Annotated in this window: 23 protein-coding genes; 4 read left to right on the top strand and 19 right to left on the bottom strand. The window is 54.7% G+C overall.

The window, feature by feature from the left end; all coding sequences use genetic code 11:
* Genes ligA through B9Z44_RS12770 form a run of 7 tightly spaced genes read right to left on the bottom strand, consistent with a single transcriptional unit; the run spans position 1 to position 5866 of the window.
* Entirely contained in the window at positions 1 to 459 is a 459-nt protein-coding gene (gene ligA / locus B9Z44_RS12800) for a protocatechuate 4,5-dioxygenase subunit alpha (protein ID WP_108360158.1), read from the bottom strand.
* The gene (locus B9Z44_RS12795) at positions 459 to 1376 is read right to left on the bottom strand and encodes an amidohydrolase family protein (protein WP_108402612.1); all 918 of its coding nucleotides are present in this window, start codon (positions 1374 to 1376) and stop codon (positions 459 to 461) included. The genes ligA and B9Z44_RS12795 overlap by 1 nt, the downstream gene beginning before the upstream one ends.
* A 16-nt stretch (positions 1377 to 1392) precedes the next feature.
* On the bottom strand, positions 1393 to 2352 hold the full coding sequence (locus B9Z44_RS12790) for a Bug family tripartite tricarboxylate transporter substrate binding protein (RefSeq protein WP_108402611.1): 960 nt from the start codon (positions 2350 to 2352) through the stop codon (positions 1393 to 1395).
* A gap of 14 nt (positions 2353 to 2366) precedes the next feature.
* The gene (locus tag B9Z44_RS12785) at positions 2367 to 3353 is read right to left on the bottom strand and encodes a Bug family tripartite tricarboxylate transporter substrate binding protein (protein ID WP_108402610.1); all 987 of its coding nucleotides are present in this window, start codon (positions 3351 to 3353) and stop codon (positions 2367 to 2369) included.
* A gap of 26 nt (positions 3354 to 3379) precedes the next feature.
* Positions 3380 to 4063, bottom strand: coding sequence for a 4-carboxy-4-hydroxy-2-oxoadipate aldolase/oxaloacetate decarboxylase (ligK, locus tag B9Z44_RS12780; protein ID WP_108360162.1), 684 nt, complete (start codon positions 4061 to 4063; stop codon positions 3380 to 3382).
* A 21-nt stretch (positions 4064 to 4084) separates the two neighbouring features.
* Complete coding sequence (locus B9Z44_RS12775; protein ID WP_104797694.1) at positions 4085 to 5119, bottom strand: amidohydrolase family protein; 1035 nt, start codon at positions 5117 to 5119, stop codon at positions 4085 to 4087.
* A 30-nt stretch (positions 5120 to 5149) separates the two neighbouring features.
* Positions 5150 to 5866 (bottom strand): substrate-binding domain-containing protein, encoded by a 717-nt coding sequence (locus tag B9Z44_RS12770; protein ID WP_108402609.1) that lies wholly within the window; start codon positions 5864 to 5866, stop codon positions 5150 to 5152.
* A gap of 106 nt (positions 5867 to 5972) precedes the next feature.
* Between B9Z44_RS12770 and B9Z44_RS12765 the strand changes: the two genes are divergently transcribed.
* Positions 5973 to 6893 (top strand): LysR family transcriptional regulator, encoded by a 921-nt coding sequence (locus tag B9Z44_RS12765; RefSeq protein WP_108360164.1) that lies wholly within the window; start codon positions 5973 to 5975, stop codon positions 6891 to 6893.
* 7 nt (positions 6894 to 6900) lie between these two features.
* Here the strand turns inward: B9Z44_RS12765 and B9Z44_RS12760 are convergent, their stop codons facing one another.
* The 3 genes from B9Z44_RS12760 to B9Z44_RS12750 all read right to left on the bottom strand — a co-directional run bounded on the left by B9Z44_RS12760 (position 6901) and on the right by B9Z44_RS12750 (position 9612).
* The gene (locus B9Z44_RS12760; protein WP_108360165.1) at positions 6901 to 7794 is read right to left on the bottom strand and encodes a tetratricopeptide repeat protein; all 894 of its coding nucleotides are present in this window, start codon (positions 7792 to 7794) and stop codon (positions 6901 to 6903) included.
* A gap of 170 nt (positions 7795 to 7964) precedes the next feature.
* Positions 7965 to 8948, bottom strand: a complete 984-nt coding sequence (locus B9Z44_RS12755; RefSeq protein WP_108360166.1) for a Bug family tripartite tricarboxylate transporter substrate binding protein — start codon at positions 8946 to 8948, stop codon at positions 7965 to 7967.
* A gap of 1 nt (position 8949) precedes the next feature.
* Entirely contained in the window at positions 8950 to 9612 is a 663-nt protein-coding gene (locus B9Z44_RS12750) for an RraA family protein (RefSeq protein ID WP_108360167.1), read from the bottom strand.
* Positions 9613 to 9705: 93 nt separating this feature from the next.
* On the opposite strand from B9Z44_RS12750, the gene B9Z44_RS12745 reads away from it, so the two are divergent.
* The 3 genes from B9Z44_RS12745 to B9Z44_RS12730 all read left to right on the top strand — a co-directional run bounded on the left by B9Z44_RS12745 (position 9706) and on the right by B9Z44_RS12730 (position 12740).
* The gene (locus tag B9Z44_RS12745; RefSeq protein WP_108402608.1) at positions 9706 to 10599 is read left to right on the top strand and encodes a LysR family transcriptional regulator; all 894 of its coding nucleotides are present in this window, start codon (positions 9706 to 9708) and stop codon (positions 10597 to 10599) included.
* A 372-nt stretch (positions 10600 to 10971) separates the two neighbouring features.
* Positions 10972 to 12107, top strand: a protein-coding gene (locus B9Z44_RS12735) for an IS3 family transposase (protein WP_211308706.1) whose coding sequence is annotated in 2 segments (ribosomal slippage) — positions 10972 to 11215 and positions 11215 to 12107 — 1137 coding nt in all. Because the reading frame shifts where the segments join, the coding sequence is not laid out codon by codon here.
* A gap of 60 nt (positions 12108 to 12167) precedes the next feature.
* Positions 12168 to 12740, top strand: a complete 573-nt coding sequence (locus B9Z44_RS12730; RefSeq protein ID WP_108402607.1) for a tyrosine-type recombinase/integrase — start codon at positions 12168 to 12170, stop codon at positions 12738 to 12740.
* An 80-nt stretch (positions 12741 to 12820) separates the two neighbouring features.
* Here the strand turns inward: B9Z44_RS12730 and B9Z44_RS12725 are convergent, their stop codons facing one another.
* The 9 genes from B9Z44_RS12725 to B9Z44_RS12685 are packed head-to-tail and all read right to left on the bottom strand — an operon-like array spanning position 12821 to position 24028.
* The gene (locus tag B9Z44_RS12725) at positions 12821 to 13417 is read right to left on the bottom strand and encodes a hemerythrin domain-containing protein (RefSeq protein ID WP_245912819.1); all 597 of its coding nucleotides are present in this window, start codon (positions 13415 to 13417) and stop codon (positions 12821 to 12823) included.
* Positions 13418 to 13419: 2 nt separating this feature from the next.
* Complete coding sequence (locus B9Z44_RS12720) at positions 13420 to 14019, bottom strand: nitroreductase family protein (protein ID WP_108402606.1); 600 nt, start codon at positions 14017 to 14019, stop codon at positions 13420 to 13422.
* Positions 14012 to 14695 carry a carbonic anhydrase gene (locus tag B9Z44_RS12715; protein ID WP_108402918.1) on the bottom strand — a complete coding sequence of 228 codons (684 nt, stop codon included), beginning with the start codon at positions 14693 to 14695 and terminating at the stop codon, positions 14012 to 14014. Before B9Z44_RS12715 ends, B9Z44_RS12720 begins: the two co-directional genes overlap by 8 nt.
* On the bottom strand, positions 14695 to 15558 hold the full coding sequence (locus tag B9Z44_RS12710) for a peptidylprolyl isomerase (RefSeq protein WP_108402605.1): 864 nt from the start codon (positions 15556 to 15558) through the stop codon (positions 14695 to 14697). The genes B9Z44_RS12715 and B9Z44_RS12710 overlap by 1 nt, the downstream gene beginning before the upstream one ends.
* Before the next feature lie 32 nt (positions 15559 to 15590).
* Positions 15591 to 16310: a respiratory nitrate reductase subunit gamma gene (gene narI, locus B9Z44_RS12705; RefSeq protein WP_108402604.1), complete on the bottom strand. Its 720-nt coding sequence runs from the start codon at positions 16308 to 16310 to the stop codon at positions 15591 to 15593.
* Entirely contained in the window at positions 16307 to 16987 is a 681-nt protein-coding gene (narJ, locus tag B9Z44_RS12700) for a nitrate reductase molybdenum cofactor assembly chaperone (RefSeq protein ID WP_108402603.1), read from the bottom strand. Before narJ ends, narI begins: the two co-directional genes overlap by 4 nt.
* A gap of 12 nt (positions 16988 to 16999) precedes the next feature.
* On the bottom strand, positions 17000 to 18532 hold the full coding sequence (narH, locus tag B9Z44_RS12695; protein WP_108402602.1) for a nitrate reductase subunit beta: 1533 nt from the start codon (positions 18530 to 18532) through the stop codon (positions 17000 to 17002).
* An 11-nt stretch (positions 18533 to 18543) separates the two neighbouring features.
* A complete protein-coding gene (locus tag B9Z44_RS12690) occupies positions 18544 to 22338 on the bottom strand; it encodes a nitrate reductase subunit alpha (RefSeq protein ID WP_108402601.1) in 3795 nt (1264 codons plus the stop codon).
* Positions 22339 to 22387: 49 nt separating this feature from the next.
* Positions 22388 to 24028, bottom strand: a complete 1641-nt coding sequence (locus B9Z44_RS12685) for an MFS transporter (protein ID WP_104801198.1) — start codon at positions 24026 to 24028, stop codon at positions 22388 to 22390.
* Between the last annotated feature and the right edge of the window lie 2 nt (positions 24029 to 24030).

The raw sequence follows: 24030 nt of genomic DNA, 5'->3' as shown, positions 1-24030 counted from the left end.
TTATGCTTTCTTTCCTGCTGCGCGGGACTGTTGACCGGCTGCGCCTTGAGGTTGGTTCTGCGCTTGTGCATCGCCGTTTTCGCCAATCACGCGGTTGCCTTCAGCAGAGCGCCCGCCGTGAATCATCATGTTGCGGTATTCCTCTTCGGTCATGCCGGTCATCGAGCCTGCCATTTGCTGAAAGCTCAAACCATCGGTTGCGCCGATTTTGGCGAGGAAGTAAATGTTGCCACCGGTGCGCATGCACCAGTTCAAATCGCGGGCCAACACGGCCTGCTTTTGCTCTTCGGTCATGGCCCATTCGTCGAGGTAGGCGCGTTCGTTGGCTTTGAAACGCGTGCGGTTCTCAGCCTTCATGAGCGACATGCAGAACTGGTTGAGCCAGTAGCCTTTGCGCGATTGCTCGGCATCAAAAATGATGGTGCCGGGAACGTCTGTGTAGGGTTTGTCGAGTGCCATTAAAAAGTCTCCTCAGGCCAGTACAAGCGCATCGGGTTGTCCACCAACAACTTGCGTTGCTGTTCTTCGGTGGTCGCGATGTGCGGGATAAAGTCAACCAACAAGCCGTCATCGGGCATGTGGTCTTTCAGGTTGGGATGCGGCCAATCGGTGCCCCAGATCACGCGATCGGGGAACTCGTCCACGATGCGCTTGGCAAAGGGAATCACGTCTTGGTACGCATTTTGTTCGCCGTTCAAAGCCTTAGGGCCAGAGACTGACAAACGCTCGGGGCAAGTGACTTTGCTCCACACGTTTTTGTGCTCGCGCATGAATTTCACAAACAACTCAAACTCAGGACCATCCACAGGTTTGGTCACATCGGGGCGGCCCATGTGGTCGACCACGATGTTGGTGGGCAAGGCGGTGAAGAAGTCCCACAACTCGGGCAAATCGACCGCTTCAAAATAAATCACCACATGCCAGCCGTACATCTGCACGCGCTTGGCAATTTCAAGCAATTCGTCTTTGGGTGTGAAGTCGACCAAGCGCTTCACAAAGTTAAAACGCACGCCGCGCACGCCTGCGTCGTGCATGGCTTGCAACTCTTCGTCGGTCACGCTGCGTTTGACGGTGGCCACGCCACGCGCTTTGCCACCGGAGCTGACCAAGGCATCGACCATGGCGCGGTTGTCTGCGCCGTGGCAGGTGGCTTGCACCACTACGTTACGGGCAAAACCAAGGTGGTCGCGCAAGGCATAGAGCTGCGCCTTGGAGGCGTCGCACGGGGTGTACTTGCGCTCAGGTGCGTAGGGGAACTCGTGGCCAGGGCCAAACACGTGGCAGTGGGCATCGACGGCGCCTGCGGGCAATTTGAATTTGGGTTTGCTGGGGCCGGTGTACCAGTCCATCCAGCCGGGGGTCTTTTGAAATTCCATGGTGTTCCTCTTAGTCTCAATCGGGTTGAATGTTGGCTTCGCGCACCAGCTTGGCGTAACGCTGGCGTTCGGAGCGAATCAGGTTGGTGAACATCTCGGAGCTGCCGGGCACGACTTCGCCGCCCACGGCGTTCATGCGCTCGCGCACTTCTTTGGTTTGCAAAGCTTTTTGCACTTCGTCATGCAGCTTGTTCACGATGGGTTTGGGCGTGGCCGCAGGGGCCACCAAGCCGTACCACACAGAGGCCTCAAAGCCAGGAAAGCCCGATTCGGCAATGGTGGGCACATCCGGAAAAATAGCGCTGCGGTTGGGGCTGAGCACGGCCAATACTTTGAGCTTGCCACTCTTGACGTGCGGCAACACTTCCAAGGCGTTGACGGCCACCAGTGGCAACTGGCCACCGATCACATCGGTGATGGCTGGCGAACCGCCACGGTAGGGGATGTGCTGCAAATCAATACCAGCAGCACGGGCAAACAACTCAATCGCCATGTGCGGCGTAGAGCCATTGCCGGGTGTGCCAAACGCAATGCTGTTGGGCTTGCCTTTGGCCGCATCAATCAGCTGCTTGATGTTGGTGTAGGGCGCATTGGGGTTGGCCGCAATCACCACAGGCACACGACCGATGAGTGACACAGCCACCAAGTCACGCTCGGCATCAAACGGAGCGGGTTGGTACAGCGACATGTTGGCCGCCAAAGCGTTGGCCGCCATCATCATCGTGTAGCCATCGGGCTCGGCCGTGACCACCGACTTCACGGCAATGTTGGTGCCTGCGCCGGGTTTGTTTTCCACAATCACGGGCTGGCCTAGGCTGGTGGAGAGGCTTTGGCCGATGGTGCGCGCCACCACATCCACCGCGCCGCCAGCGGCATAACCCACCACCACTTTGATGGGTTTGGTGGGGTAGTTTTGCGCGAGCGACAAAGTCGCCACACAAGACATCAACAAAATCAAACTGAAACGTTTCAACATGGCAGTCCTCACATTCAATCCAAAGACACTTGGGCTTTTTTGATGATGCCGCCAAAGCGGTTGGATTCGGCCTGAATGTAGGCGTTCAACTGCTCGCGGTTTAACGTGAAAGGCTCGTAGGCAAACGAGGCGAACTTTTCGCGCACATCGGGTTCGGCCAACGCTTTTTCGATGTCGCGTTGAATTTTGTCGGTCACCGCTTTGGGTAATCCGCGCGGTGCAGCGATGGTGGTCCAGCCGCTCACTTCAAAACCTGCGGGGCCACCTGACTCACCGATGGTGGGCACATTGGGAAATGCACTCACACGTTTGGGTGCAGCCACCGCCAAATATTGCAACTTGCCTGCGCGGTACATGGCACCGGCTGTGGCGTTGGAGCCCAAAGCAAACGACAGATCGCGATTGGCCACGCCGGTGTAGAGCATGCTGGTTTCTTTGTAAATCACGTGCTGCATGTCGGTGCCTGTGACCGACTCAAACAAAGCCGAACCCAAATGCACAGGGTTGCCCACAGACCAAGAGCCGTAGTTCAACTGACCCGGGTACGCTTTGGCATCGGCCACCAAGTCAGACACTTTTTTGTATTTGCTATCGGTCGCAACCGTCACAAAAAAGTAGGTTTTGAACAACGGAACCAAAGGCTCGAAATCGGCCTTGATGTCATAAGGCAGCTTTTTAAACAGATGCGGGTAGGCCGACAAGTGCACGCTGTCGAGCTGAATCAAATCATGGCCATCAGTGGCACCACGTTTGAAAGTGTCAATGGCGATGAAGCCGTTGCCACCGGGCTTGTTCTCCACCACCACAGGCTTGCCCCAGGTGCGTGACAACTTGTCCGCCACCAAACGCAACACGCCCTCAGGGCCGCTGCCCACAGGAAACGGCGTGAGGATGCGCACAGGTTTGGTGGGAAAGTCTTGGGCGTGTGCGGTCAGGCCGCACAGCGTTAAAGCACCCAACGCCAAAGCTACAAACAGTTGACGTTTAGACGCGTGTGTCATGAGGCAAGTTTTCAAAGTTGTCGAAATTAATCGATGTACTTTAAGCCAGCAGCAGCCAAGGGCTCACGCATTTTGTACATGTCGAGGCCCAAGACGCCTGAGGCCAGCTTCTCGCGCTTCTCGCCTTCAAAGCTTTCGCGTTTTTGTGCAGCGGCCAAAGTCTCGGCCGCACGTGCGGCAGGCACGCACACCACGCCGTCGTCATCGGCCACGATGACGTCACCGGGCGTGACCAACATGCCCGCACACACCACGGGGATGTTGACGGAGCCGATGGTGGCCTTGATGGTGCCTTTGCTGCTGATGGCTTTGCTCCACACGGGGAAGTTCATTTTTTGCAGCTCTTTCACATCGCGCACACCGGCGTCAATGATGAGGGCGCGCGCGCCGCGTGCTTGGAAAGACGTGGCCAACAAATCGCCAAAGTAACCGTCGGTGCACTCTGCGGTGATGGCAGCCACCACGATGTCGCCGGGCTGAATTTGTTCAGCAGCCACATGCATCATCCAGTTGTCGCCGGGGTGCAAAAGCACGGTCACTGCGGTGCCTGACACTTGCGCACCTGGGAAGATGGGGCGCATATAAGGCTTCAGCAAGCCCACACGGCCCATGGCTTCGTGCACAGTGGCCGAGCCCAAAGCGGCCAAGCCGTCTGCTGCTGCGCGGTCTGCGCGTTTGATGTTGCGGTAAACAACGCCGAGTTCGTACATAAGAAATCTCCTGAGAATGAATTAACGGCCTTGCGACTTCAGCTTGGTGTCCAAGCGCGAGAACACGCGGCGTGCGTTGCCCTCGTACACCTGATGGCGCTCATCCGCATTGAGGTTGAGTGTGGACTCGATGTAGCGCTTGGTGTCGTCGTAGTAGTGACCTGTTTCTGGGTCGATGCCACGCACGGCGCCAATCATTTCGGACGCGAACATGATGTTCTTGACCGGAATCACTTTGGTCAACAAGTCGATGCCCGGCTGGTGGTACACGCAGGTGTCAAAGTAAATGTTGTTCATCAAGTGCTCTGACAGCAAAGGCTTTTTCAGCTCTTGTGCCAAGCCACGGAAACGGCCCCAGTGGTAAGGCACAGCGCCGCCGCCATGCGGAATCAAGAACTTCAAGGTGGGGAAGTCTTTGAACAAGTCAGAAGTCAAGCACTGCATGAAGGCCGTGGTGTCTGCGTTCAAGTAATGCGCGCCGGTGGTGTGGAAGCAGCCGTTGCAGCTGGTCGACACGTGAATCATGGCGGGGATGTCGTACTCGACCATTTTTTCGTAGATGGGGTACCAAGACTTGTCGGCCAGCGAGGGCGAGGTCCAGTGGCCACCGGACGGGTCTGGGTTCAAGTTGATGCCGACGTTGCCGTATTGCTCCACGCACTTGACCAATTCAGGAATGCAAGTGGCGGGGTCCACACCGGGCGACTGGGGCAACATGGCCGCAGGCACGAAGTTGTTGGGGAACAGCTCAGACACGCGGAAGCACAGCTCGTTGCAGATGGCAGCCCAAGTGGATGACACCTGGAAATCGCCAATGTGGTGGGCCATGAAGCTGGCACGTGGGCTGAAGATGGTGATGTCGGAGCCGCGCTCTTTCATCTTGGCGAGTTGGTTGGTCTCGATGGTTTCGCGCAACTCGTCGTCACTGATTTTCAGCTCGGAGACTTTGGGCATAGACGCAGGGTCTTTGATGCCGGCGATTTGGCGGTTGCGCCATTCTTCCAAGGCCTTAGGCGCTGTGGTGTAGTGACCGTGTACGTCGATGATGAGAGACATGAATACCCCTTACAGAATGAAATTTAAAAATTAAAGCCAGTCCATGCCTTGCTTACGCTTGACGTCTTCCACGCCAGCCGAAGCCAAGAACTGTAAAAATGATTGCACCGCCGCCACGCGCGCTGCGTCGCCCGCAATGACCGCTGGAATGCCCGACGAGAACGTGGTGATGAACGCCACATCCGTAGGCAAGGTGCCCAGCACGTCAATGCCGGGCAACGCAATGAGTTCGCTCAACTGTTGAAAACCCAAAGCAGCTTGGCCGCTGGCCACAAGCGCGCCCACAGGCGTGCCGGGTGGTGGCACCACGATGCGGGCTTTCACCTCGTCGGCGATACCCCAACGCTCAAACAGTTTTTCAAGGTACACGCCGCTTGGGCCTGTGGAGTAGCTCAGTGTGGGGCTGGCCAACACAGCGGCTTTCACCGCGGCTTCGTTGCTCAGGTCGGGGCGTGCAGCACCCGCTTGCACCGCCACCGCCACGGGTGAACGCACCCAGTCGCTGCGTGAGCCAGTTTGCACGTGGCCCGACGCGATCAAACGTTCAATCGCGTCTGAAGCCAAGAGCACCATGTCAAAGGCCTCACCCGCTTGCACGCGTTTGGCGGCATCCACACCACCCACCGACTCGATTTGCACTGACACGCCGGTTTGCGCCTGATACGCCTGCGTCAAATCAGCCAACAAAGCCTTGGTGGCCATGGATGAAATACCGCGCAGAACAAGAGATGAAGATGGGGTTTGCATGGGCGTGATTCTAGAGATTTACCCCAGAAATGAACCTCAAATGAGGAACTAGCTGCTATAACGTTTTTAAATAACGGACAATTGGTTATTCAAAATAGAGAATGCCATGGAACTCAAACAAATCGAATCATTCGTACGCGTCGCAGAGCTGGGCAGTTTCACCAAAGCGGCACTGGCTTTAAGCATTCCCCAACCTCTGCTGAGCCGCCACGTGCGCCAGCTTGAAGTGGAATTGCACCAGAACTTACTGATGCGCAATGGCCGCGGCGTGACGGTGACCGAAGCTGGCCTGGTGATGTTGGAACACGGGCGCGGCATCTTGCACCAAGTGGCCGTGGCGCAAGAAGAGCTGGGCTCGGTGCGCGGCGCACTGGCGGGGCGGGTGTCGATCGGTTTACCCCCTAGCTTATCTAAGCTGGTGACGGTGCCGCTGACCATGTCGTTTCGCCAAGCCTTGCCCCACGCACAACTGTCGTTGACCGAAGGTTTCTCGGTGTTGATGGTGGAGAGCTTGCGCGCTGGGCGCCTAGACATGGCGGTGCTCTACAACCCACCGCCCTCCCCCGATTTGGAAATGACGGTGCTACACGAAGACACCTTGATTTTGATTGCGGGCAAAAAAAGCCAGCCGCTCACACCCGACACCCAACTCAAAGACGTGGTGCAACTGGCCGACTTGGCCAAACTGCCCCTGATCGTGCCCAGTCGTCCCAATGCGTTTCGCTTGTTGATTGACACCGAAATGCTGCGCATCAACTGCAAGCCCAACATCGTGCTGGAAATTGATGGCTTGAATGCGATTTTGGAATTGGTCAAAGAAGGCTTGGGCTACGCCGTGCTGCCCGCCTACACCCTGAGGAACTTTGCAAAGCCGAAAGACTTCACCACGCATCGCGTAGAGAAGCCTAAGTTGATGAGTCAGCTGATGCTGGTGTGGTCAGCGCGCCGCCCGATGACGGCGACGCACAAAGCAGCCATGCAGCTCACCAACGAGGTGGTGTCTCAAGCGCTGCAAGCCAACGGCTAAACAGCGCTTACCAGCTGTCGTCGCTGCCGCCACCGGAGTCGGCACTGTCCCAATCGCTGCCGGAGCCTGCATCGAAAGCGCCCAAGTCGGGCTGGGCAGGTGTGTCAAACGGCACATAACCGCCGTTACCAGCGGAAGACGATGCGCCCGCAGAAGATGGGGCGGAGGTGTGGTGGTCGCCTTCTAAGGCTTTGGACAAAGCGTAACCCGCGGCCACGCCAGCCAAACCGCCCACCACGGCGCCTGTCATGGTCGAGCCACCACCCGTGGGTTGTGCGTAACCTTGAGGGGCATAGCCGCCTTGCGGCGCATTGGGTGTGAACTGAGCACCAAAGCCACGCGGTGCGGGTGGCGTGCCCATGGGGGTGGCCACAGGCGCATAGCTGGCCGTGTTGGCGTTGGCAGCCGCAGAACGACGCAGCCACAAGCCCACCACAACCAAGCCCGCAATGGCCAGCCACACATAAGTCAGCGATGAACCGCCGCTAGTGGGTGCAGGTGCAGCTTGAGTGGCAGCGTGCGTGCCGGGTGCAACGGAAGGAGCCATCACCACAGAAGACGATGGCGCAGCGGCCAACTCACTCACTTTGGCGAACACGGTGTTGAATTTTTCGGGACTGATCGCGAACTTCAAAGACGGATCGATGTCCTTGGCTTTTTGCAACTCGGTTTGCGCATCTTTGTAGCGCTGTTCGTGGGCCAACACTTGGCCTAATTCGTAATGCGCTTTGGCGCTTTGCGGTTTGTCTTGCAGCACCTCACGCAGCATGTTTTCGGCTTGCGTGTAGTGGCCAGCAGCCACCGCAGCCTCAATGTCTTTGGGTGTGGGCAGCGCCAAGGCAAGCGTGGCACTGAGCACCAATGCACCCGCAACAACAGATTTCAACCATCGAGAAAACATGGGTTTGACTACCTTTCAATCCAATCTGAACACTTCAGCGGCGTTGCATTGTGCAGCACCGATGTGACGGCTTCGCAAAGCACGCCCACATGACACCTAAATGGGCGTGTTCAGCAAAAATACAAGGGGGGAAAGAAAGTGGCGTAGAAAAGTCAAAGGGACTTGATGAATCACTCTTTGGGAGCGCCAGAGTTTTTGACGATCGCTTCGTAACGCTTCAACTCAGAGCTGGTAAATTTGACGAATTCAGCGGATGTACCACCCATCACTTCAGCCCCCATATCAACCAGCTTGTTGCTGACTTCTTTAGATTTCAGAATCTTATTGATTTCAGCATTGAGTCGATTCACCACTTCGGCTGAGGCTCCTGCTGGAAGAACAATCCCATACCAAGCAGAGGCAACCATTGGCACGCCAGCCTCATTGAATGTTGGAACATTCGGCAGAACTGTAAGTCGCTTGGATGAAGCAACTGCAATAGGTCGCAACAATCCACCTTTGATGCTACCGAGCGATCCCGTATCAATCATCATGTCGATGTGACCAGCGACCAAGTCCTGAGCAGCAGGCCCACTCCCTTTGTAGGGCACATGGCGTATATCAATGTTCGCTGTTGTTTTAAATTGAGCACCCGCCAAGTGTTGCGACCCTCCGATACCAGCGGAACCATAGGTGTAGTTACCGGGTGATTTTGTAGACGCATCCACGATGTCCTTGAGTGAATTCCAAGGCGACTTAGTTGGCACCACCATCACGTTCGGGATGGAACACAGCGAAACCACAGGGGTGAAATCAGTCACCGGATCAAAACCAAGTTTTGAATAAAGATACGGAGCAGCGGCATTTGTGGAGCTGGTTGCAAGCAACAACGTATAGCCGTCCGCTTTTTCTTTTACAAACAACTGAGTGCCAATCACACCACCAGCACCCGCCTTGTTTTCCACAACCACGGGGACGCCCAGCGCTTGCGAAAGGGGTTGAGCGATCAAACGTCCAACCTGATCAGTCGCCCCACCCGTTGCCCACGGAACAATAATTTTGATCGGCTTGTCGGGATAAGCAGCCCAAGCGCTCACGGCTACGCAAGAGAGTCCTACACAAAGAATAGAGCACGCTTGCTTCTTAACGATTTGGGAAATAAATTTCAATGTCATCTCAGTCTCCTTTTTGTTTAATCAGTGCATCTACCCATGCCGAGCTGTAGGTCCCGGACTTAATGTCTGCAATCATTTTTTGCTCATCCAATACTTTGTCGTGAGCCATTTTTCCAAGTAACAGCGCGTCAGTCGGAGGCACGGCAACAACACCATCAGCATCGCCAACAATGATGTCCCCAGGATTGACCCGCATTCCGCCAACAGTGACGGGCGAATTAATTGAGCCTGGGCCGTCTTTGTATGGGCCTCGCAAATTCACGCCTCGTGCCCAACAAGGAAATGGGTGTTCCTCAAACGCTTCAGAGTCACGAACGGCTCCATCGATGACAAACCCAATAGCGCCCTGAACGATGGCGGAGGTCATCATGATTTCGCCCACTAATGCACGAGAAACATCGCCTTCTCCATCGACGACCAAGACATCACCTGGGCGCAACATATCCAAAGCCTTGTGAATGAGCAGGTTGTCCCCTGCTCTTACTTTGACAGTCACAGCAACTCCGCAAACAGTTAAGTTGGTTCGATTGACCAGGTTCAGCCCCGTTGTACCGACCAACCGTCCCATCACATCGCTGATAACGGAGGACGGCAGTCCAGACAAAGCCGCTACAGCGGCATCGTTTCTTGGCGCGCAAGGGTGTATTGATATTCCACTGCCCATGAATACTTCTCCTCTTTTTTAAAATTTGGCCAATTCTTAGATACATATAATTTGAAATCAATGTCTATATTTTGAATATATGTTCAATTTTTTATGAACTTAAAACACCTAAGAGTTTTTTGTCAGATCGTTGATTCCGGAAGCGCAAACTTGGCGGCGGAAAAGTTGCACATTGCAGCAACGGCGGTCAGCATGCAGCTATCGAACCTTGAGGAGTCCTTAGGGGGCAAACTTTTTGATAGATCCACACGACCTATGAGTCTGACAACGCTGGGGCAGTACATCTACCCGAAGGCGAAGGCGTTGTTATCCAATGCCAGACAAATGGAGAACGAGGCCAAGGGAATAGCCTCTGGTGACTATGGCTGGCTAAGCATTGGATTTGTGCGATCTACCCTGCACTCGCTGATTCCCGAATCTGTTCGAGTGATGCGAGAGGAGTTTCCCAAGATTCGTATTGATCTTGATGAGATGTTGAGTGAGCACCAGGCTGAAAATATCCGCAAGGGAACTATTCATATCGGCATTTCACGGCAAATAGGTCAGTATGAAAAAGAAAAGGACATGATCTACATCCCTCTCATTCGAGACCCATTAGTGGCTGCCATTCCGATCAATCACCCTCTAGCCAAGAAAAAAACTGTGACACCTAGCGAGCTAGATTGCTTGCCGTTCATCTCATTCCCCAAAGACCCATTCAGTAAATTTGCAAGTCAATCGCTGAACTATCTTCAAGAACATGGCGCAACACCAAACGTAGGCCACGAAGCAAAAGAAATTCAAACAGCATTGGGCCTGGTTGCCGCTGGACTTGGAATCACGCTGGTTGGCAAGACAGTAGCCAAAAACAATAGAACAGATGTGGCTTTCGTTCCAATCAAAGGAAAGCAATTGGAGTCTGAAATCTTTGCAATCACTAGCTCCGACAAACCCAGTCTAGTTGTTCAAGAATTTATTCGGATCCTATGCGCGCGCGCGATGCATTAAACAACAGGTGCCGCTTTTGATGGGCAAAAAAAATGCTTCCGAGGGAAGCATCTGTGTAACTCTTCTAAAGTAAATTCTGAAAACAACCTAAGTGATTGATAGCTTTCAGATTTGGCAAAAATGGTGGGCGATGCAAGTTTCGAACTTGCGACCCCCACAGTGTGAAGACTATGGCAGTTTGCCAATTTCCTCATTTAAATCAACGACTTATCCACTTACAAAAGCCTCAAAGTAGTATAGTTGTAGTATAGTCATGTACTTATATAGTAGTTATGGCATTCCCCCAAATCAGTAGACAAATATGATGTCAAAATGGACTTCCCACGGTGCAGTAGACAGCTCGGGCCTATGATTTCTTCATAGGAGCAGACCATGTCGCCACCACGTTTTACCCCTGAATTTAAAGACGAAGCAGTTCGTCAAATCATCGAGCGAGGCTATTCAGTCGCTGAAGTCTCAGCAAGGCTTGGCGTTTCAGCGCACAGCCTCTACAAGTGGGTTAATGCTGTTAAGCCAGACAAAACCGACCAACAAGCTTCCGAGCTGCTTGCTGCAAAAAGTGAAATTCTCAGACTAAGAGCTCAACTTCATCGTTCAGAGGAGGAGCGCGATATTCTAAAAAAGGCCGCTCGGTACTTTGCAAGGGAGCTCGAGTGAAGTACCGTTTCATTAATGATCATCGGCATGAATACAAAGTAGCAACGATGTGTCGGGTGTTGAAGGTCGCGCGTGCAGGTTTTTATGCTTGGCTACACCAGCCAAACTCAAATCGTGCGATTCAAGATGAACGCCTACTTGGCCTGATCCGTGACTCATATGCGGCCAGTGGCGGCGTCTACGGCTCGCCGCGCGTGTTTGCCGATTTACGAGAAGCTGGCGAGACATGCGGCAAGCATCGCGTAGAGCGGATCATGCGCAGCCACAAGATACAAGCTGTGAGGGGCTACAAAAGTCCTAAGTCCGTTAAGGGTCGTCCGTCTATTCTTGCGCCCAACCGTGTCAATCGTGAATTCACAGTTGACGCGCCAGACCGTGTATGGGTAACGGACATTACCTACATTCGAACATGGCAAGGTTGGCTGTATTTGGCAGTTGTATTAGATTTGCACTCGCGTGCAGTGGTTGGCTGGTCCATGAAACCTACGATTGCTAAAGAGCTGGTCTTGGATGCGTTGATGATGGCTGTATGGCGTCGCAAACCTAATCAGGAGGTGATCGTCCATTCAGATCAAGGTAGCCAATACGGCAGCGATGACTGGAAACGGTTTTGTGATGCCAATCAACTGTTGCCGAGTATGAGTCGTCGTGGCAATTGCTGGGACAACGCAGTGGCTGAGTCATTCTTCAGTTCTTTGAAAAAAGAACGAATTCGCAAGCGCATTTACAAAACCCGTGATCTGGCTCGGGCAGATGTATTTGATTACATAGAAGCTTTTTACAATCGAACCCGACGCCACAGCCATTTGGGTGGCGTTAGTCCAGAGGCGTTTGAACGCGCCTCAATTTGAGGCTTGAGTTTGTCTACAGTTGCGTGGGAAGTCCAAACACATGATTTAGGAGATAAGACCATGGCACAAGCAAAGACACTTACAACTACTGAAATTGATCGCTTGTTAACGTATATCAACACACGCAAGTACGCAGCTCGCAACAGATCAATGATGCTGCTAACACATTGGGCAGGTTTAAGAGTCGGCGAAGTGGCCTGCTTACGCTGGAGCGACGTCACAAAAAGCGATGGGCAGATTAAAGATGAGATCCGATTGCTGCCCGACATGACTAAAGGCCGTCATGCTCGCACTGTGTTTGTCAGCGTTAAACTAAAAGCAGAATTACAGGCCTACGCAGCACAAACAAAGTGTGTGGATCGCAACTACCCATTCTTTGCTAGCCAAAAAAGCATCAAGGCTGGCTTTAACGCGAACAGCTTGGCACAAACATTTGCCCTGCTCTACGAAGGTGCAGGACTTGAAGGCGCTAGCAGTCACAGCGGGCGAAGAACGTTTCTAACAAACCTGGCCAACAAAGGCACTGCTATCCACTTGCTCAAAACGCTAGCTGGCCATCGCAGTATTCAAACCACCGCCGCATATCTTTACAGCAGTCCTTCTCAACTCCGTGCTGTTGTAGAGTTAGTTTAAAATAAGTTAACTTTTGTAAGCTTAAAAGAGCAAGCTACAAAAACCAATAAGTAAGATCCCCTCTCCGATCTAGTTCAGACTTAATTCGTTATTTCCTGATTTGTCAAAACACCAGTCTGCTCTCGCCTGCGCATCATTTCATGCGACATGGCATCTAATTGATCGTTGCTAGACGCAAGCTTGGCCGCAGGATAAACATCCCACTCTTCTTGATTGATGTGTTCTTTGTAGGCCGCAGCAAAGGCATCTAGTGCTCCGTTATCGGCATCGTTGAACGCGTCCCAAGAGTTGACATCAGCATTCACCACCGACTCCAGTAATTGCTTCACGACGACCCAGCTTTTTTCCATTTCAATATGGTCTTGCTTGAGTCGAAGTACCAAAGCATCTAGCGAAGTGTCATTCAGGGCTAGGGCGACTGGGAACACATGCATCTCCTCGTCCAAGTGGTGATGCGGAGCCGCAATATCAAAATAACGAATGACGTCGGTGGCCGCCTTAGATGCGTGGCTGTCCCAGCCGTTTTCTAACAAATAGTGTCGTAGTGTGACGAGCAAAGCCAACATGCGTTCCACACGTTCGTGGCAAGCGCTGAGCATCTCAAACGGGGCTTCAAAACCAACGCTGGGGGATCGATGCCCAGGTAGACCAACGCCTACCGCAGCTGAATGAACCATGGTCAATCTCCCCAAACTTGAACGAATTGATGAGCCTCAGGCCGTGGCTTGAAAGGCTTACGCGAGCTCACGGTTCCGACATTTAAAAAACAAATCGCATGCTCGGAGCGATTGAGCTGCAAACCCGATCGGAACGATTGGGCCTTGAGCCCCTTACCGCTCGTCAGGCCCGTGCCGTAGCCCATGGCGTTGGCCAGCAGCATGAAGTTTTGCACCGCGCACCCGGCACTCAACACACGCTCATGCATGTCAATCTCTGGGTCGCCTTTGGCCGCATCCACGATCAACACCATCAGCAAGGGCGAGCGTCGCGCCTTGTCGCGGGCTTGTTCAAGTTGTTCATCGGTCGCGCTTGGATCGCGCTCACTGAGCGCTTGCACGAACAGCTCACCCAAGTCTTCTCTTTTGTGCGCAGGGATGACCAAGAATCGCCAAGGATTGATGAGGTCGTGGTCTGGTGCCGTCGACGCAGCCAAAAACAATTTTTCTATTTCTACAGCACTCGGCCCTGGCTCGATGAGCCGTTTTGGCAAGATGGTTTGTCGCGTGGCCATCACTTGGCTCACCATGAGCAGCTGATTCTCTTTCTCGACATCACTCATTCAAATGCTCCACATGTGGCGTAAAAGGACCCGTTCCGCTGTGAGTCGAACGCGATGCGGGCACAAAGTCGCCGCGCTGTACGTCGAACACATGGACCTCACCCTCTTCAATCACATAGTGCCAACCGTGCAGCTTCAAGCGCCCTGCCTCGACCTCGCGCCTGACCATCGGGTAGTCCATCAGCCGCTCCAGCTGCAACACCACCGACCGTTGCTCCGTGCGCAAGAGCGCCTCAGGGCAAGGTTGCACAGGTAACAAGGCTTCATCCACCAAGCGCAACCAGTTTTGCAATGCTTTGGCTTCTTCGGGTGCACCCTCGTAGGCTGTGCGTATGGCGCCGCAGTGGCTGTGGCCGCACACAATGATGCTTTTCACGTGCAGCATGAGGACAGCAAACTCAATCCCTGCCATGGTGCCGTGTAGACCATGCGAGCCGTCATAGGACGGGACCAATGCACCGACATTGCGCACGATGAACAACTCACCAGGCCCTGCCCCTGTCAGCAGATAGGGCACCAGCCGGGAATCAGAGCAGCCGATGAACAAAGTTTTGGGATGCTGTCCTTGCGCCACCAAGTCCTGAAACCGTTGTTGGTGCAACGGGAAATAGTCCGCGTGAAAACGCTGCAAGCGATGCAGCAGCTCATCAGAAGACTCCGGCGGCGCGGGTGGCATCATTGCACCAAGGACGAGGCGTCCCCATCCAGCTCAATCCCTGTGACATGCGCCAAGCCCACCAAGCGACGCATGTATTGCCCCAGCGCGGTGGCGCGGGACTGCCATTGCAAACGGGATGCAATTTGCGCCTTCAAGGTTTCAAAGTCTGGCAGATGCCCTAGGTTCACATCTAGCACATCGACAAGATGGAAACCAAACCGTGTGTGCACCAAGCGGGGGCGCAGACCGGTCCCTTGGCTGGACTCTTGCAGGTAGAACAGTTCTTTGGCGAACTCTGGCGCACAGTCGTTAGGGGTCAGCCAACCGAGTGCGCCGCCTTGCGCGCCCGTCGGGCAATTTGACAACTCGCCAGCCAACTGGGCAAAGCGCTCAGGGGCCACGTCTTTGTGCGACAACTCAAGCAAGGCAGCCTCTGCGCGTTGTGCCAACGCTTGCACATTCACACCGGGTGTGACGGCAAACAAAATGTGGCGTACCAAGCGCTCCTGACCCACGGTGAACTGGGCCTGATGTGCCTCGTAATACCGTTTGGCTTCTTCTTGTGTGGGTTGCGGCGAGACGACTTCGGTCTCAAGCATACGGTCCACGATGTCTTGCTGTTCAGCCAACAACGTCGGCGCCATCAAGCCCGTGTGCGGTGGCAAATGCCCGAGCCTGACCGCCTCTTGACGCAACAATTCGGAATAGGCCCGCTCACGCAAGGTTTCGTGATCCACGCTTTCGCCGGGCGCTTGCAAAGCAATGCCATTGATGCTGGCGATTGCGATCGCGGCAGCATCAACGCTCTGACAACCGCAAGAGCCACTGCCGCAGCCCTCTGACGTGTTGCTCTGGTTCTCATGGGAGGTATGAATCGTCATGGTGGAGTCCTGAATGTGTGGGGTGCGAAATTTCAACGACGGCTGAGTGGCACGCGGGGCGTCATGCCCATACGACGGCTGCGCACCAACTGGTACGGACGCACCACATAGGCTAAGGTACCAAAGCCACTCCAGACGTGCACCAGCCGCGTGAACGGGAAGATGAAGAAGATGCTCATGCCCAAGAACATGTGCGCCTTGAAGATCCAACTGGCTTCAGACAACAACTCCACCGCACCACCTCGGAAGGTGACGATGCGTTGCGCCCATTCAGCGAGCTTGAGCATCATGCCGCCATCCAGATGCTGTGCAGACAGCGGGATCGTGGCCAAGCCCAAAGCGAACTGAACCCACAGCAACACCAACAACACAATATCGCTCGGCTTGCTGTTCACACGGATGCGCACATCAAATAATCGGCGGTGCAACAGCACCGTTACCCCGATGAAACCCATCACGCCAAACACACCGCCAGAGACCATGGCCAACAGTTGCTTGTCGCCAGCCGTCACGAAGTGTTCATACATGAAGTGGGGCGTGAGCATGCCCACGCTGTGTCCGCCTAACAAAAACAACACGCCGACATGGAACAAGTTGCTACCCCAACGCAACTGACCGCTGCGCAGGAGTTGAGAAGAATCACTCTTCCATGTGTACTGATCGCGGTCGAAACGGATCAGACTTCCGAGCAAAAACACACTCAGTGCAATGTACGGGTAGAGGCCAAAAATGAAATGGTCAAAGTAGCTCATACTGAAACTCCCGGCGTGTGGCTGGATGCCTTTTTCACGAAATGAATGGGTTGGACATCACCCGGACGGGCCTGGCCACGCGTGCTACAGCCATCAAAGGCTTCGGGCTCGCTCCAGCTGTCGTCGAGTGACTCTTCCGCGGCTATCGCAACGGCTTGGGCTTTGTGACCTGCCAGCTCGAGCACGGCAGCCACCACCACGGCGTAGGGGCTTTCGCGTTTGAGCAAGGCACTGAAGATGGCGTTCAAGATGTGCGCCATTTCACCCAAGAATGCTTTGGCCACCTCAGGCGTTTGGGTTGAAGCGAACTCCAACACCACGCACAAATGGTCAGGCAACTCTTCAGGGGCAAGGAACAGGCCTGATTGCTCATACGTTTTGGTGAGATCGATCATGGCCGGACCACGGTCGCGAGAGTCGCCGTGCACATGTTCAAACAAGTGCAGACAAGTCGCACGGCCACGGTCGAAGGTCTCGACGTAGCGCGCCTCGGCATCCAATGTGTCGAGACGCAACAGGTGCGTGACCAAGGCTTGCAGTTCGGTGCGACGCGCCAAGCTAAGCGCGCCCTCTTCTTCGAGCACTGGCAACAGCAGGGGGAGTTGCTGACGCAGCTCAGCGTCCGGATACGACAGCAACTGCGACAACACGCGTAGGGAATAACGAATGGGTTTCATAGGAGCCTCGATTTAGACGACAGGTTGAATCGGAATCGTGCGGCGTTTGTCACCGCCAAACAAACTGGCATCGGACTGCCCATCAGAGCAACCATTGCCAAACGAGAAGCCGCAGCCACCACGCACATCAAAGGCGTTTTCTGCATATTCACGGTGCGAGCTTGGGATCACAAAGCGATCTTCGTAATTCGCGATGGCCATGATTTGGTACATCTCTTCGACTTGAGCGACGGTCAAACCGGTTTGCTCCAACACGGCATAGTTCTCGACACCATCCACATGTTTGCCGCGCTGGTAGGCGCGCATGGCCAACATGCGTTCGAGGGCACGGGTGACGGGGGCAATGTCGCCAGCGGTCAGCAAATTCGCCAAGTACTGGACGGGGATGCGCATTTGCGACACATCAGGCAACTCGCCGTTCATGCCGACATGGCCGGCATTGGCAGCCGCCGTGATGGGTGACAACGGTGGCACGTACCACACCATCGGGAGCGTCCGATATTCGGGGTGCAGTGGCAACGCGACTTTCCAATCAATCGCCATTTTGTAGACCGGACTGTTGCGCGCACCTTCGAGCCAAGACTCGGGGATGCCGTCTAAGCGGGCTTGCGCAATCACCTTGGGATCATGCGGGTTGAGGAAGATGTCGAGCTGGGCTTGGTACAAGTCCTTTTCGTTCTCCGTGCTCGCGGCTTCAGCGATGCGGTCTGCGTCATACAGCACCACACCGAGGTAGCGGATACGCCCCACGCAAGTTTCTGAACACACCGTGGGTTGACCCGCTTCGATGCGTGGAAAGCAGAAGATGCACTTCTCTGCCTTGCCACTTTGCCAGTTGTAATAAATCTTCTTGTAAGGGCAGCCGCTCACGCACATGCGCCAACCGCGACACTTGTCTTGGTCGATCAACACGATGCCGTCGTCTTCACGCTTGTAAATCGATCCTGACGGGCACGAGGCCACACAGGTCGGGTTCAAACAGTGTTCGCACAGGCGTGGCAAATACATCATGAAGGTGTTTTCAAACTGGCCGACCATCTCTTTTTGGACTTGGTCGAAGTTGGCGAGGTTGGCGTCTTTGCTACGCTTGCTAAATTCGCCGCCCAGAATCTCTTCCCAGTTAGGACCCCATTCGATCTTCTGCATGCGTTGACCTGTGATCAAGCTGCGTGGACGTGCCGTGGGGGTGGCCCTGGACTCGGGTGCACTTTGCAGGTGCTCGTAGTCATAAGTGAACGGTTCGTAGTAGTCGTCGATCTGAGGCATGTTTGGATTCGCAAAAATGCGCATCAACAGCTTCCACTTGCCACCCTGCTTGGGTTCGATCGAACCATCGGCCTTACGGGTCCAGCCACCATTCCATTTGTCTTGGTTTTCCCACTCTTTGGGGTAGCCAATGCCGGGCTTGGTCTCGACGTTGTTGAACCAAGCGTATTCCACGCCGGGACGGCTGGTCCACACGTTTTTACACGTGACCGAACAGGTGTGGCAACCGATGCATTTGTCCAGGTTCAGGACCATGGCAATTTGTGCGCGTATTTTCATATGTATCTCCTTCAAGCCTGAACCGTTGCAGGCGCTTCGTCATCTAACCAATCGACCTTGAGCATCTTGCGAACCACGACAAATTCGTCGCGGTTGGTGCCAATGGTTCCGTAGTAGTTGAAGCCGTAACTGAACTGGGCGTAGCCACCAATCATGTGGGTTGGCTTGGTCACGATGCGCGTCACTGAGTTGTGAATACCGCCCCGGATGCCGGTGATTTCCGAGCCCGGGGTGTTGATCGTTTTTTCCTGAGCGTGGTACATCATCACCATGCCACGATTGACACGTTGACTCACCACAGCACGGGCCGCAATCGCACCGTTGCTGTTGAACAATTCCACCCAGTCGTTGTCGACGATGCCTGCGCTCTTCGCATCATCTTCACTCAGCCAAATCACAGGCCCACCGCGGTTCAGCGTCAGCATGTGCAGGTTGTCGCTGTAGGTGCTGTGGATGCCCCACTTCTGGTGCGGTGTGATGAAGTTGAGTGAGATTTCCTTGTTGCCGTTGGGACGGCGATTGAGCATCTCGTCCACAGTTTTCAAGTCCACCGGTGGACGGTAGGTGGTCATGCCTTCACCAAAGGCCAACATCCAAGGATGGTCAAGATAGAACTGTTGACGACCCGTCAGCGTGCGCCATGGGATGTATTCGTGCACGTTGGTATAACCCGCGTTGTACGACACTTTTTCGCTCTCAAGTCCCGACCAAGTCGGCGAGCTGATGATCTTGCGCGGCTGCGCTTGGATATCGCGGAAACGAATTTTTTCGTCCTCGCGGTGCAAGGCCAAATGCGTGTGGTCACGCCCTGTGATCTTGCCCAACGCCTCCCAAGCCTTCACGGCGACATGGCCATTGGTCTCAGGCGCGAGTTGCAACACCACCTCACAGGCATCGATGTCGGTTTCGATCTTTGGCATACCCTGTGTCACGCCAGCGGCGCGAACCTTGCCATTGAGTTCACCCAGCTGATGCACTTCGTCGTCCGTGTTCCAACCAATGCCCTTGCCACCGTTGCCATGCTTCTCCAGCAGTGGCCCCAATGCGGTGAAGCGCTTGTAGGTGTTGGGGTAGTCGCGTTCGACGACATTGATCTGTGGCGCCGTCACGCCGGGGATCAGATCGCAATCGCCCTTGCTCCACTCTTGCACATCAAACGCTTGCGCCAATTCGGCAGGCGTGTCGTGCATGAGGGGGGTAAGCAGCAGCTCTTTTTCGACACCCAAATGACCGACGCACACTTCGCTGAAAGATTTGGCAAACCCTTTGTAGATCTCCCAATCGCTCTTGCTTTGCCACGCTGGATCCACCGCTGTCGACAAGGGGTGGATGAAGGGGTGCATGTCGCTGGTGTTGAGGTCGTTCTTTTCGTACCACGTGGCGGTGGGCAACACGATGTCTGAATACAAACAGGTGGTGCTCATGCGGAAGTCCAACGTGACCAGCAAGTCGAGTTTGCCTTCAGGCGCTTTGTCGTGCCAAATCACTTCGGTGGGTTTAGCCTCTTCAGCGCCCAAGTCTTTGCCCTGCACACCGTGTGAGGTGCCGAGCAGATGCTTGAGGAAATACTCATGGCCTTTGCCAGACGAACCCAAAATATTGGAACGCCACACAAACATGTTGCGCGGCCAGTTCAAGGGGTGGTCTGGGTCTTCGCAGCTCATCTTGAGACTGCCGTCTTTGAGCGATTTGACTGCGTACTCTTTGGGGTCCATGCCTTGGGCTTGGGCATCCTTGACCACCTGCATCGGGTTGGTTTGCAGTTGCGGTGCACTGGGCAACCAGCCCATGCGTTCAGCACGCACGTTGTAGTCGATCATGCTGCCGCCGAACTTGGTCTTGTCTGCCAAGGGCGACAAAATCTCCTCCACGCCAAGTCGTTCATAACGCCACTGGTCGGTGTGCGCGTAGAAGAAGCTGGTGCTGTTCATTTGGCGGGGTGGACGCACCCAATCCAAGGCGAACGCCAAAGCGGTCCAGCCAGTTTGAGGACGCAATTTTTCCTGACCCACGTAGTGCGCCCAACCGCCACCACTTTGACCGATACAGCCGCACATCATCAGCATGTTGATGATGCCGCGGTAGTTCATGTCACTGTGGTACCAATGGTTCATGGCCGCGCCGATGATGACCATGGACTTGCCGCGTGTCTTGTCCGCGTTGTCGGCAAACTGGCGTGCGACAGCGATCACTTGATCGCGTTTCACGCCAGTGATTTTTTCCTGCCATGCAGGTGTGTAAGGGGTATCGTCGTCGTAGCTGGCAGCTGCATCTTCGCCAGGCAGACCACGACCGACGCCGTAGTTGGCAGCCGTTAAGTCGAACACCGTGGCGACCAAGGCATAGCGCTCTTCACCGGCCTTGCCCAGTTTGATGCGACGCACGGGCACCTTGCGTACCAGCACATCGTCTACCGCGCTGGCTTGTTTGTTGGCGCTGAAGTTGGGGGTATCGATGCCGCCGAAATACGGGAAAGCGACCTCGCCCACTTCGTAGTCAGCGCCCTCACCTTCCATCAAGCTCAGTTTGAGCTTGACTTCATTGCCACCGCGCGCCTCTTTGTCCTCGAGGTTCCATTTACCTGCATCACTGCGGCCTTCGGCGCCCCAGCGGAAACCGATTGAACCGTTCGGCAAAACCATGCGGTCGGCCTGATCGAGTGCGACCGTTTTCCACTCGGGGTTGTTGTCTTGTCCGAGTTTGCCGTTGAAATCACTGGCTCGCAAATAGCGACCTGGCACCGTGACCTTGCGACCATCTGGCAGCGTGCGCTCTTCGAGTTGCACCAGGTTGGGCATGTCGGTGTAGCGACGCACGTAGTCGTCAAAATAAGCACTGCGCTTGTCAAAGTAGAACTCTTTGAGAATCACGTGGCCCATCGCCATAGCGATGGCAGCGTCGGTGCCTTGCTTGGGATGCATCCACAGATCGGCCAATTTGCTGATCTCGGCATAGTCGGGAGTGATAGCGACCGTCTTGGCACCTTTGTAGCGCACCTCGGTGAAGAAGTGAGCATCGGGCGTGCGCGTTTGCGGCACGTTGGAGCCCCACGCAATGATGAAAGTGGAGTTGTACCAATCTGCCGATTCAGGCACGTCGGTTTGCTCGCCCCAAACTTGGGGGCTGGAGGGCGGCAAATCGCAATACCAATCATAAAAGCTCATGCAAACGCCACCGATCAAAGACAGGTAACGGCTACCTGCGGCATAGCTGATCATGGACATAGCTGGGATCGGTGAAAAACCGATGATGCGGTCCGCGCCATATTGTTTGATGGTGTAGACGTTTGCGCTCGCGATGATCTGGTTGACCTCTTCCCACGTGCTGCGCACAAAGCCGCCCAAGCCACGCTGCTCTTGCCATTCAAGGCGAGCGTTGGGGTTTTCAACAATGCTGGTCCACGCATCAACCGGGCTCTTAGCCACGGCCAAAGCGGCACGCCAATGCTTGAGTAAGCGGGCACGGATCATGGGGTACTTAACGCGGTTAGCGCTGTACAAATACCAAGAATACGATGCGCCTCGGGCACAGCCGCGAGGCTCATGATTGGGTAGGTCTGGGCGTGTGCGTGGGTAATCGGTCTGTTGGGTTTCCCAAGTGACGATGCCGCCCTTGACATAGATCTTCCACGAACACGAACCGGTGCAGTTCACGCCGTGGGTGCTACGCACAATTTTGTCATGTGCCCAACGGTCACGGTAGGCGTCCTCCCATGTGCGGTCTTCGCCAGTGGTCACGCCGTGTCCACCAGAAAAAGCTTCCTTGGGGTTTGAAAAATAATTCAATCGATCCAGAAAATGACTCATAGGTTTCTCCAATACATTGGGGTCATGAACGACCCCTTTTCAAACAGCTTCAAGGGTTACGAATTTCGGCACCTGCACGCAGGTAGAACCACCAATTCAGGACAAGGCACAGCGTATAAAAAATAGCGAAGCCGTACATCGCGACTTCAGGCGTGCCCGCTTTGATCTGCTGACCAATCACCACCGGCGCGATGAAGGCGCCATAGGCAGCGATGGCCGATGTCCAGCCCAGCACAGGGCCGGCTTGTTGGCGGTCAAAGATCACAGCGATGGTGCGAAACGTCGAGCCGTTACCAATGCCACTGGCCGTGAACAGCAACACGAACAACAACATAAAGGTCAGAAAGTACTGCTCAGGCGATGCCGACTGGTAGGCCAACCACATCACATAGCCCACGCTGGCAGAGGCCACCACCATCACGGCCGAGATGATCTGCGTGACGATGGAACCACCCGTTTTGTCTGACAACCAACCACCAATAGGTCTGACCAAGGCGCCTACAAAAGGGCCAATCCAGGCATACGTCAGCGCGGAGGGGGCGTTGGGGTTTTTCAGGGTGTGCTGCAGCACGCCGCTGGCATCAGGCACATGGCTGATGCCGAAAATCACGGTGATGGAAAGAGGCAATGCCATCGAGAACCCAATGAAACTACCAAAGGTCACGATGTAGAGCACCGTCATAGACCACGTGTGTTTGTTCTTAAAAATAGCAAACTGTGCAGCGATGTTGTCCTTCATCGTGCCAAAGGCCGTGAGCTTCATCACCATCAACGTGCTCGCGATGATGAGCGGCATCGCCAGCCACATGTTGAGGATGCCCAAACCACTAGGGGCAGGCAGGTACAAATACAGACCGACACCAGCGGGGACAAACGACAAGGTATAGAGCCAGATAATTTTTAAGAAGGCAGGAATGGTGCCACCGATGTTGGGCGACACCGTGGTCAGGTTGTTCATGCCGAAATAGCAAGCCACCGACAACGGAACCAATGTCAAGACCCAAGCAAACCCTGCGTTTTGCACCCAAGTCGGCGTGCCAGCCACAATCTTGCCCAAGATCCAACCACTGTCTTTCACCAAGGTCATGGGCTCACCACCCAAGCTGCCGAACAAGCTCACCGTCATGACCAGCGGAATAACGATCTGCATGGTGGTCACGCCAAAGTTGCCCAAGCCGGCGTTCAATCCCAGTGCCGTGCCCTGCAAACGCTTAGGGAAGAAGGTACCGATGTTGGACATGGAGCTGGCAAAGTTGCCACCACCGACGCCAGACCAAAGTGCCATGAGCTGGAAGACCCACAACGGCCACTCGGGGTGCTGCAAGGCCATGCCCGTTCCCAACGCAGGCGCCAACAACATGGCAGTAGTCAAGAAAATAGTATTGCGGCCACCAGACAGACGGATCACGAACGACGCTGGAATGCGCATGGTGGCACCTGCCAAACCTGCAATCGCCGTGAGGCTGAATAGCTCAGCCTGCGTGAAAGGGAAACCCAAGTTAAGCATCTGCACCGTGATGATGCCCCACATGCCCCAGATGGCGAATCCGCACAAGAGCGCAGGCACCGAAATCCAAAGATTGCGGTAAGCAATGCGCTTGCCGGTGCTCTCCCAAAACGTCTCGTCTTCGGGACGCCAATCACTGATATCTGTGCCCTGAACGGCGTTGATGTTTTGTTTTGTGTTCATGT

The organism is Limnohabitans curvus (genome assembly GCF_003063475.1).
Taxonomy (GTDB): Bacteria; Pseudomonadota; Gammaproteobacteria; order Burkholderiales; family Burkholderiaceae_C; genus Limnohabitans; species Limnohabitans curvus.
Note: the sequence above shows the minus strand (reverse complement) of the source record. Positions and strands in the feature narration are given on the sequence as shown.

Bases quoted from the DNA above. Each gene is read 5' to 3' on its own strand.
- B9Z44_RS12710 (WP_108402605.1), bottom strand. From the start codon at position 15,558: ATGACGATTCATACCTCCCATGAGAACCAGAGCAACACGTCAGAGGGC.
- narI (WP_108402604.1), bottom strand. From the start codon at position 16,310: ATGAGCTACTTTGACCATTTCATTTTTGGCCTCTACCCGTACATTGCA.
- B9Z44_RS12760 (WP_108360165.1), bottom strand. From the start codon at position 7,794: ATGTTTTCTCGATGGTTGAAATCTGTTGTTGCGGGTGCATTGGTGCTC.
- ligA (WP_108360158.1), bottom strand. From the start codon at position 459: ATGGCACTCGACAAACCCTACACAGACGTTCCCGGCACCATCATTTTT.
- ligK (WP_108360162.1), bottom strand. From the start codon at position 4,063: ATGTACGAACTCGGCGTTGTTTACCGCAACATCAAACGCGCAGACCGC.
- B9Z44_RS12795 (WP_108402612.1), bottom strand. From the start codon at position 1,376: ATGGAATTTCAAAAGACCCCCGGCTGGATGGACTGGTACACCGGCCCC.
- B9Z44_RS12690 (WP_108402601.1), bottom strand. From the start codon at position 22,338: ATGAGTCATTTTCTGGATCGATTGAATTATTTTTCAAACCCCAAGGAA.
- B9Z44_RS12765 (WP_108360164.1), top strand. From the start codon at position 5,973: ATGGAACTCAAACAAATCGAATCATTCGTACGCGTCGCAGAGCTGGGC.
- B9Z44_RS12715 (WP_108402918.1), bottom strand. From the start codon at position 14,695: ATGCCACCCGCGCCGCCGGAGTCTTCTGATGAGCTGCTGCATCGCTTG.
- B9Z44_RS12725 (WP_245912819.1), bottom strand. From the start codon at position 13,417: ATGGTTCATTCAGCTGCGGTAGGCGTTGGTCTACCTGGGCATCGATCC.
- B9Z44_RS12685 (WP_104801198.1), bottom strand. From the start codon at position 24,028: ATGAACACAAAACAAAACATCAACGCCGTTCAGGGCACAGATATCAGT.
- narH (WP_108402602.1), bottom strand. From the start codon at position 18,532: ATGAAAATACGCGCACAAATTGCCATGGTCCTGAACCTGGACAAATGC.
- narJ (WP_108402603.1), bottom strand. From the start codon at position 16,987: ATGAAACCCATTCGTTATTCCCTACGCGTGTTGTCGCAGTTGCTGTCG.
- B9Z44_RS12770 (WP_108402609.1), bottom strand. From the start codon at position 5,866: ATGCAAACCCCATCTTCATCTCTTGTTCTGCGCGGTATTTCATCCATG.
- B9Z44_RS12775 (WP_104797694.1), bottom strand. From the start codon at position 5,119: ATGTCTCTCATCATCGACGTACACGGTCACTACACCACAGCGCCTAAG.
- B9Z44_RS12720 (WP_108402606.1), bottom strand. From the start codon at position 14,019: ATGAGTGATGTCGAGAAAGAGAATCAGCTGCTCATGGTGAGCCAAGTG.
- B9Z44_RS12730 (WP_108402607.1), top strand. From the start codon at position 12,168: ATGGCACAAGCAAAGACACTTACAACTACTGAAATTGATCGCTTGTTA.
- B9Z44_RS12790 (WP_108402611.1), bottom strand. From the start codon at position 2,352: ATGTTGAAACGTTTCAGTTTGATTTTGTTGATGTCTTGTGTGGCGACT.
- B9Z44_RS12785 (WP_108402610.1), bottom strand. From the start codon at position 3,353: ATGACACACGCGTCTAAACGTCAACTGTTTGTAGCTTTGGCGTTGGGT.
- B9Z44_RS12755 (WP_108360166.1), bottom strand. From the start codon at position 8,948: ATGACATTGAAATTTATTTCCCAAATCGTTAAGAAGCAAGCGTGCTCT.
- B9Z44_RS12745 (WP_108402608.1), top strand. From the start codon at position 9,706: ATGAACTTAAAACACCTAAGAGTTTTTTGTCAGATCGTTGATTCCGGA.
- B9Z44_RS12750 (WP_108360167.1), bottom strand. From the start codon at position 9,612: ATGGGCAGTGGAATATCAATACACCCTTGCGCGCCAAGAAACGATGCC.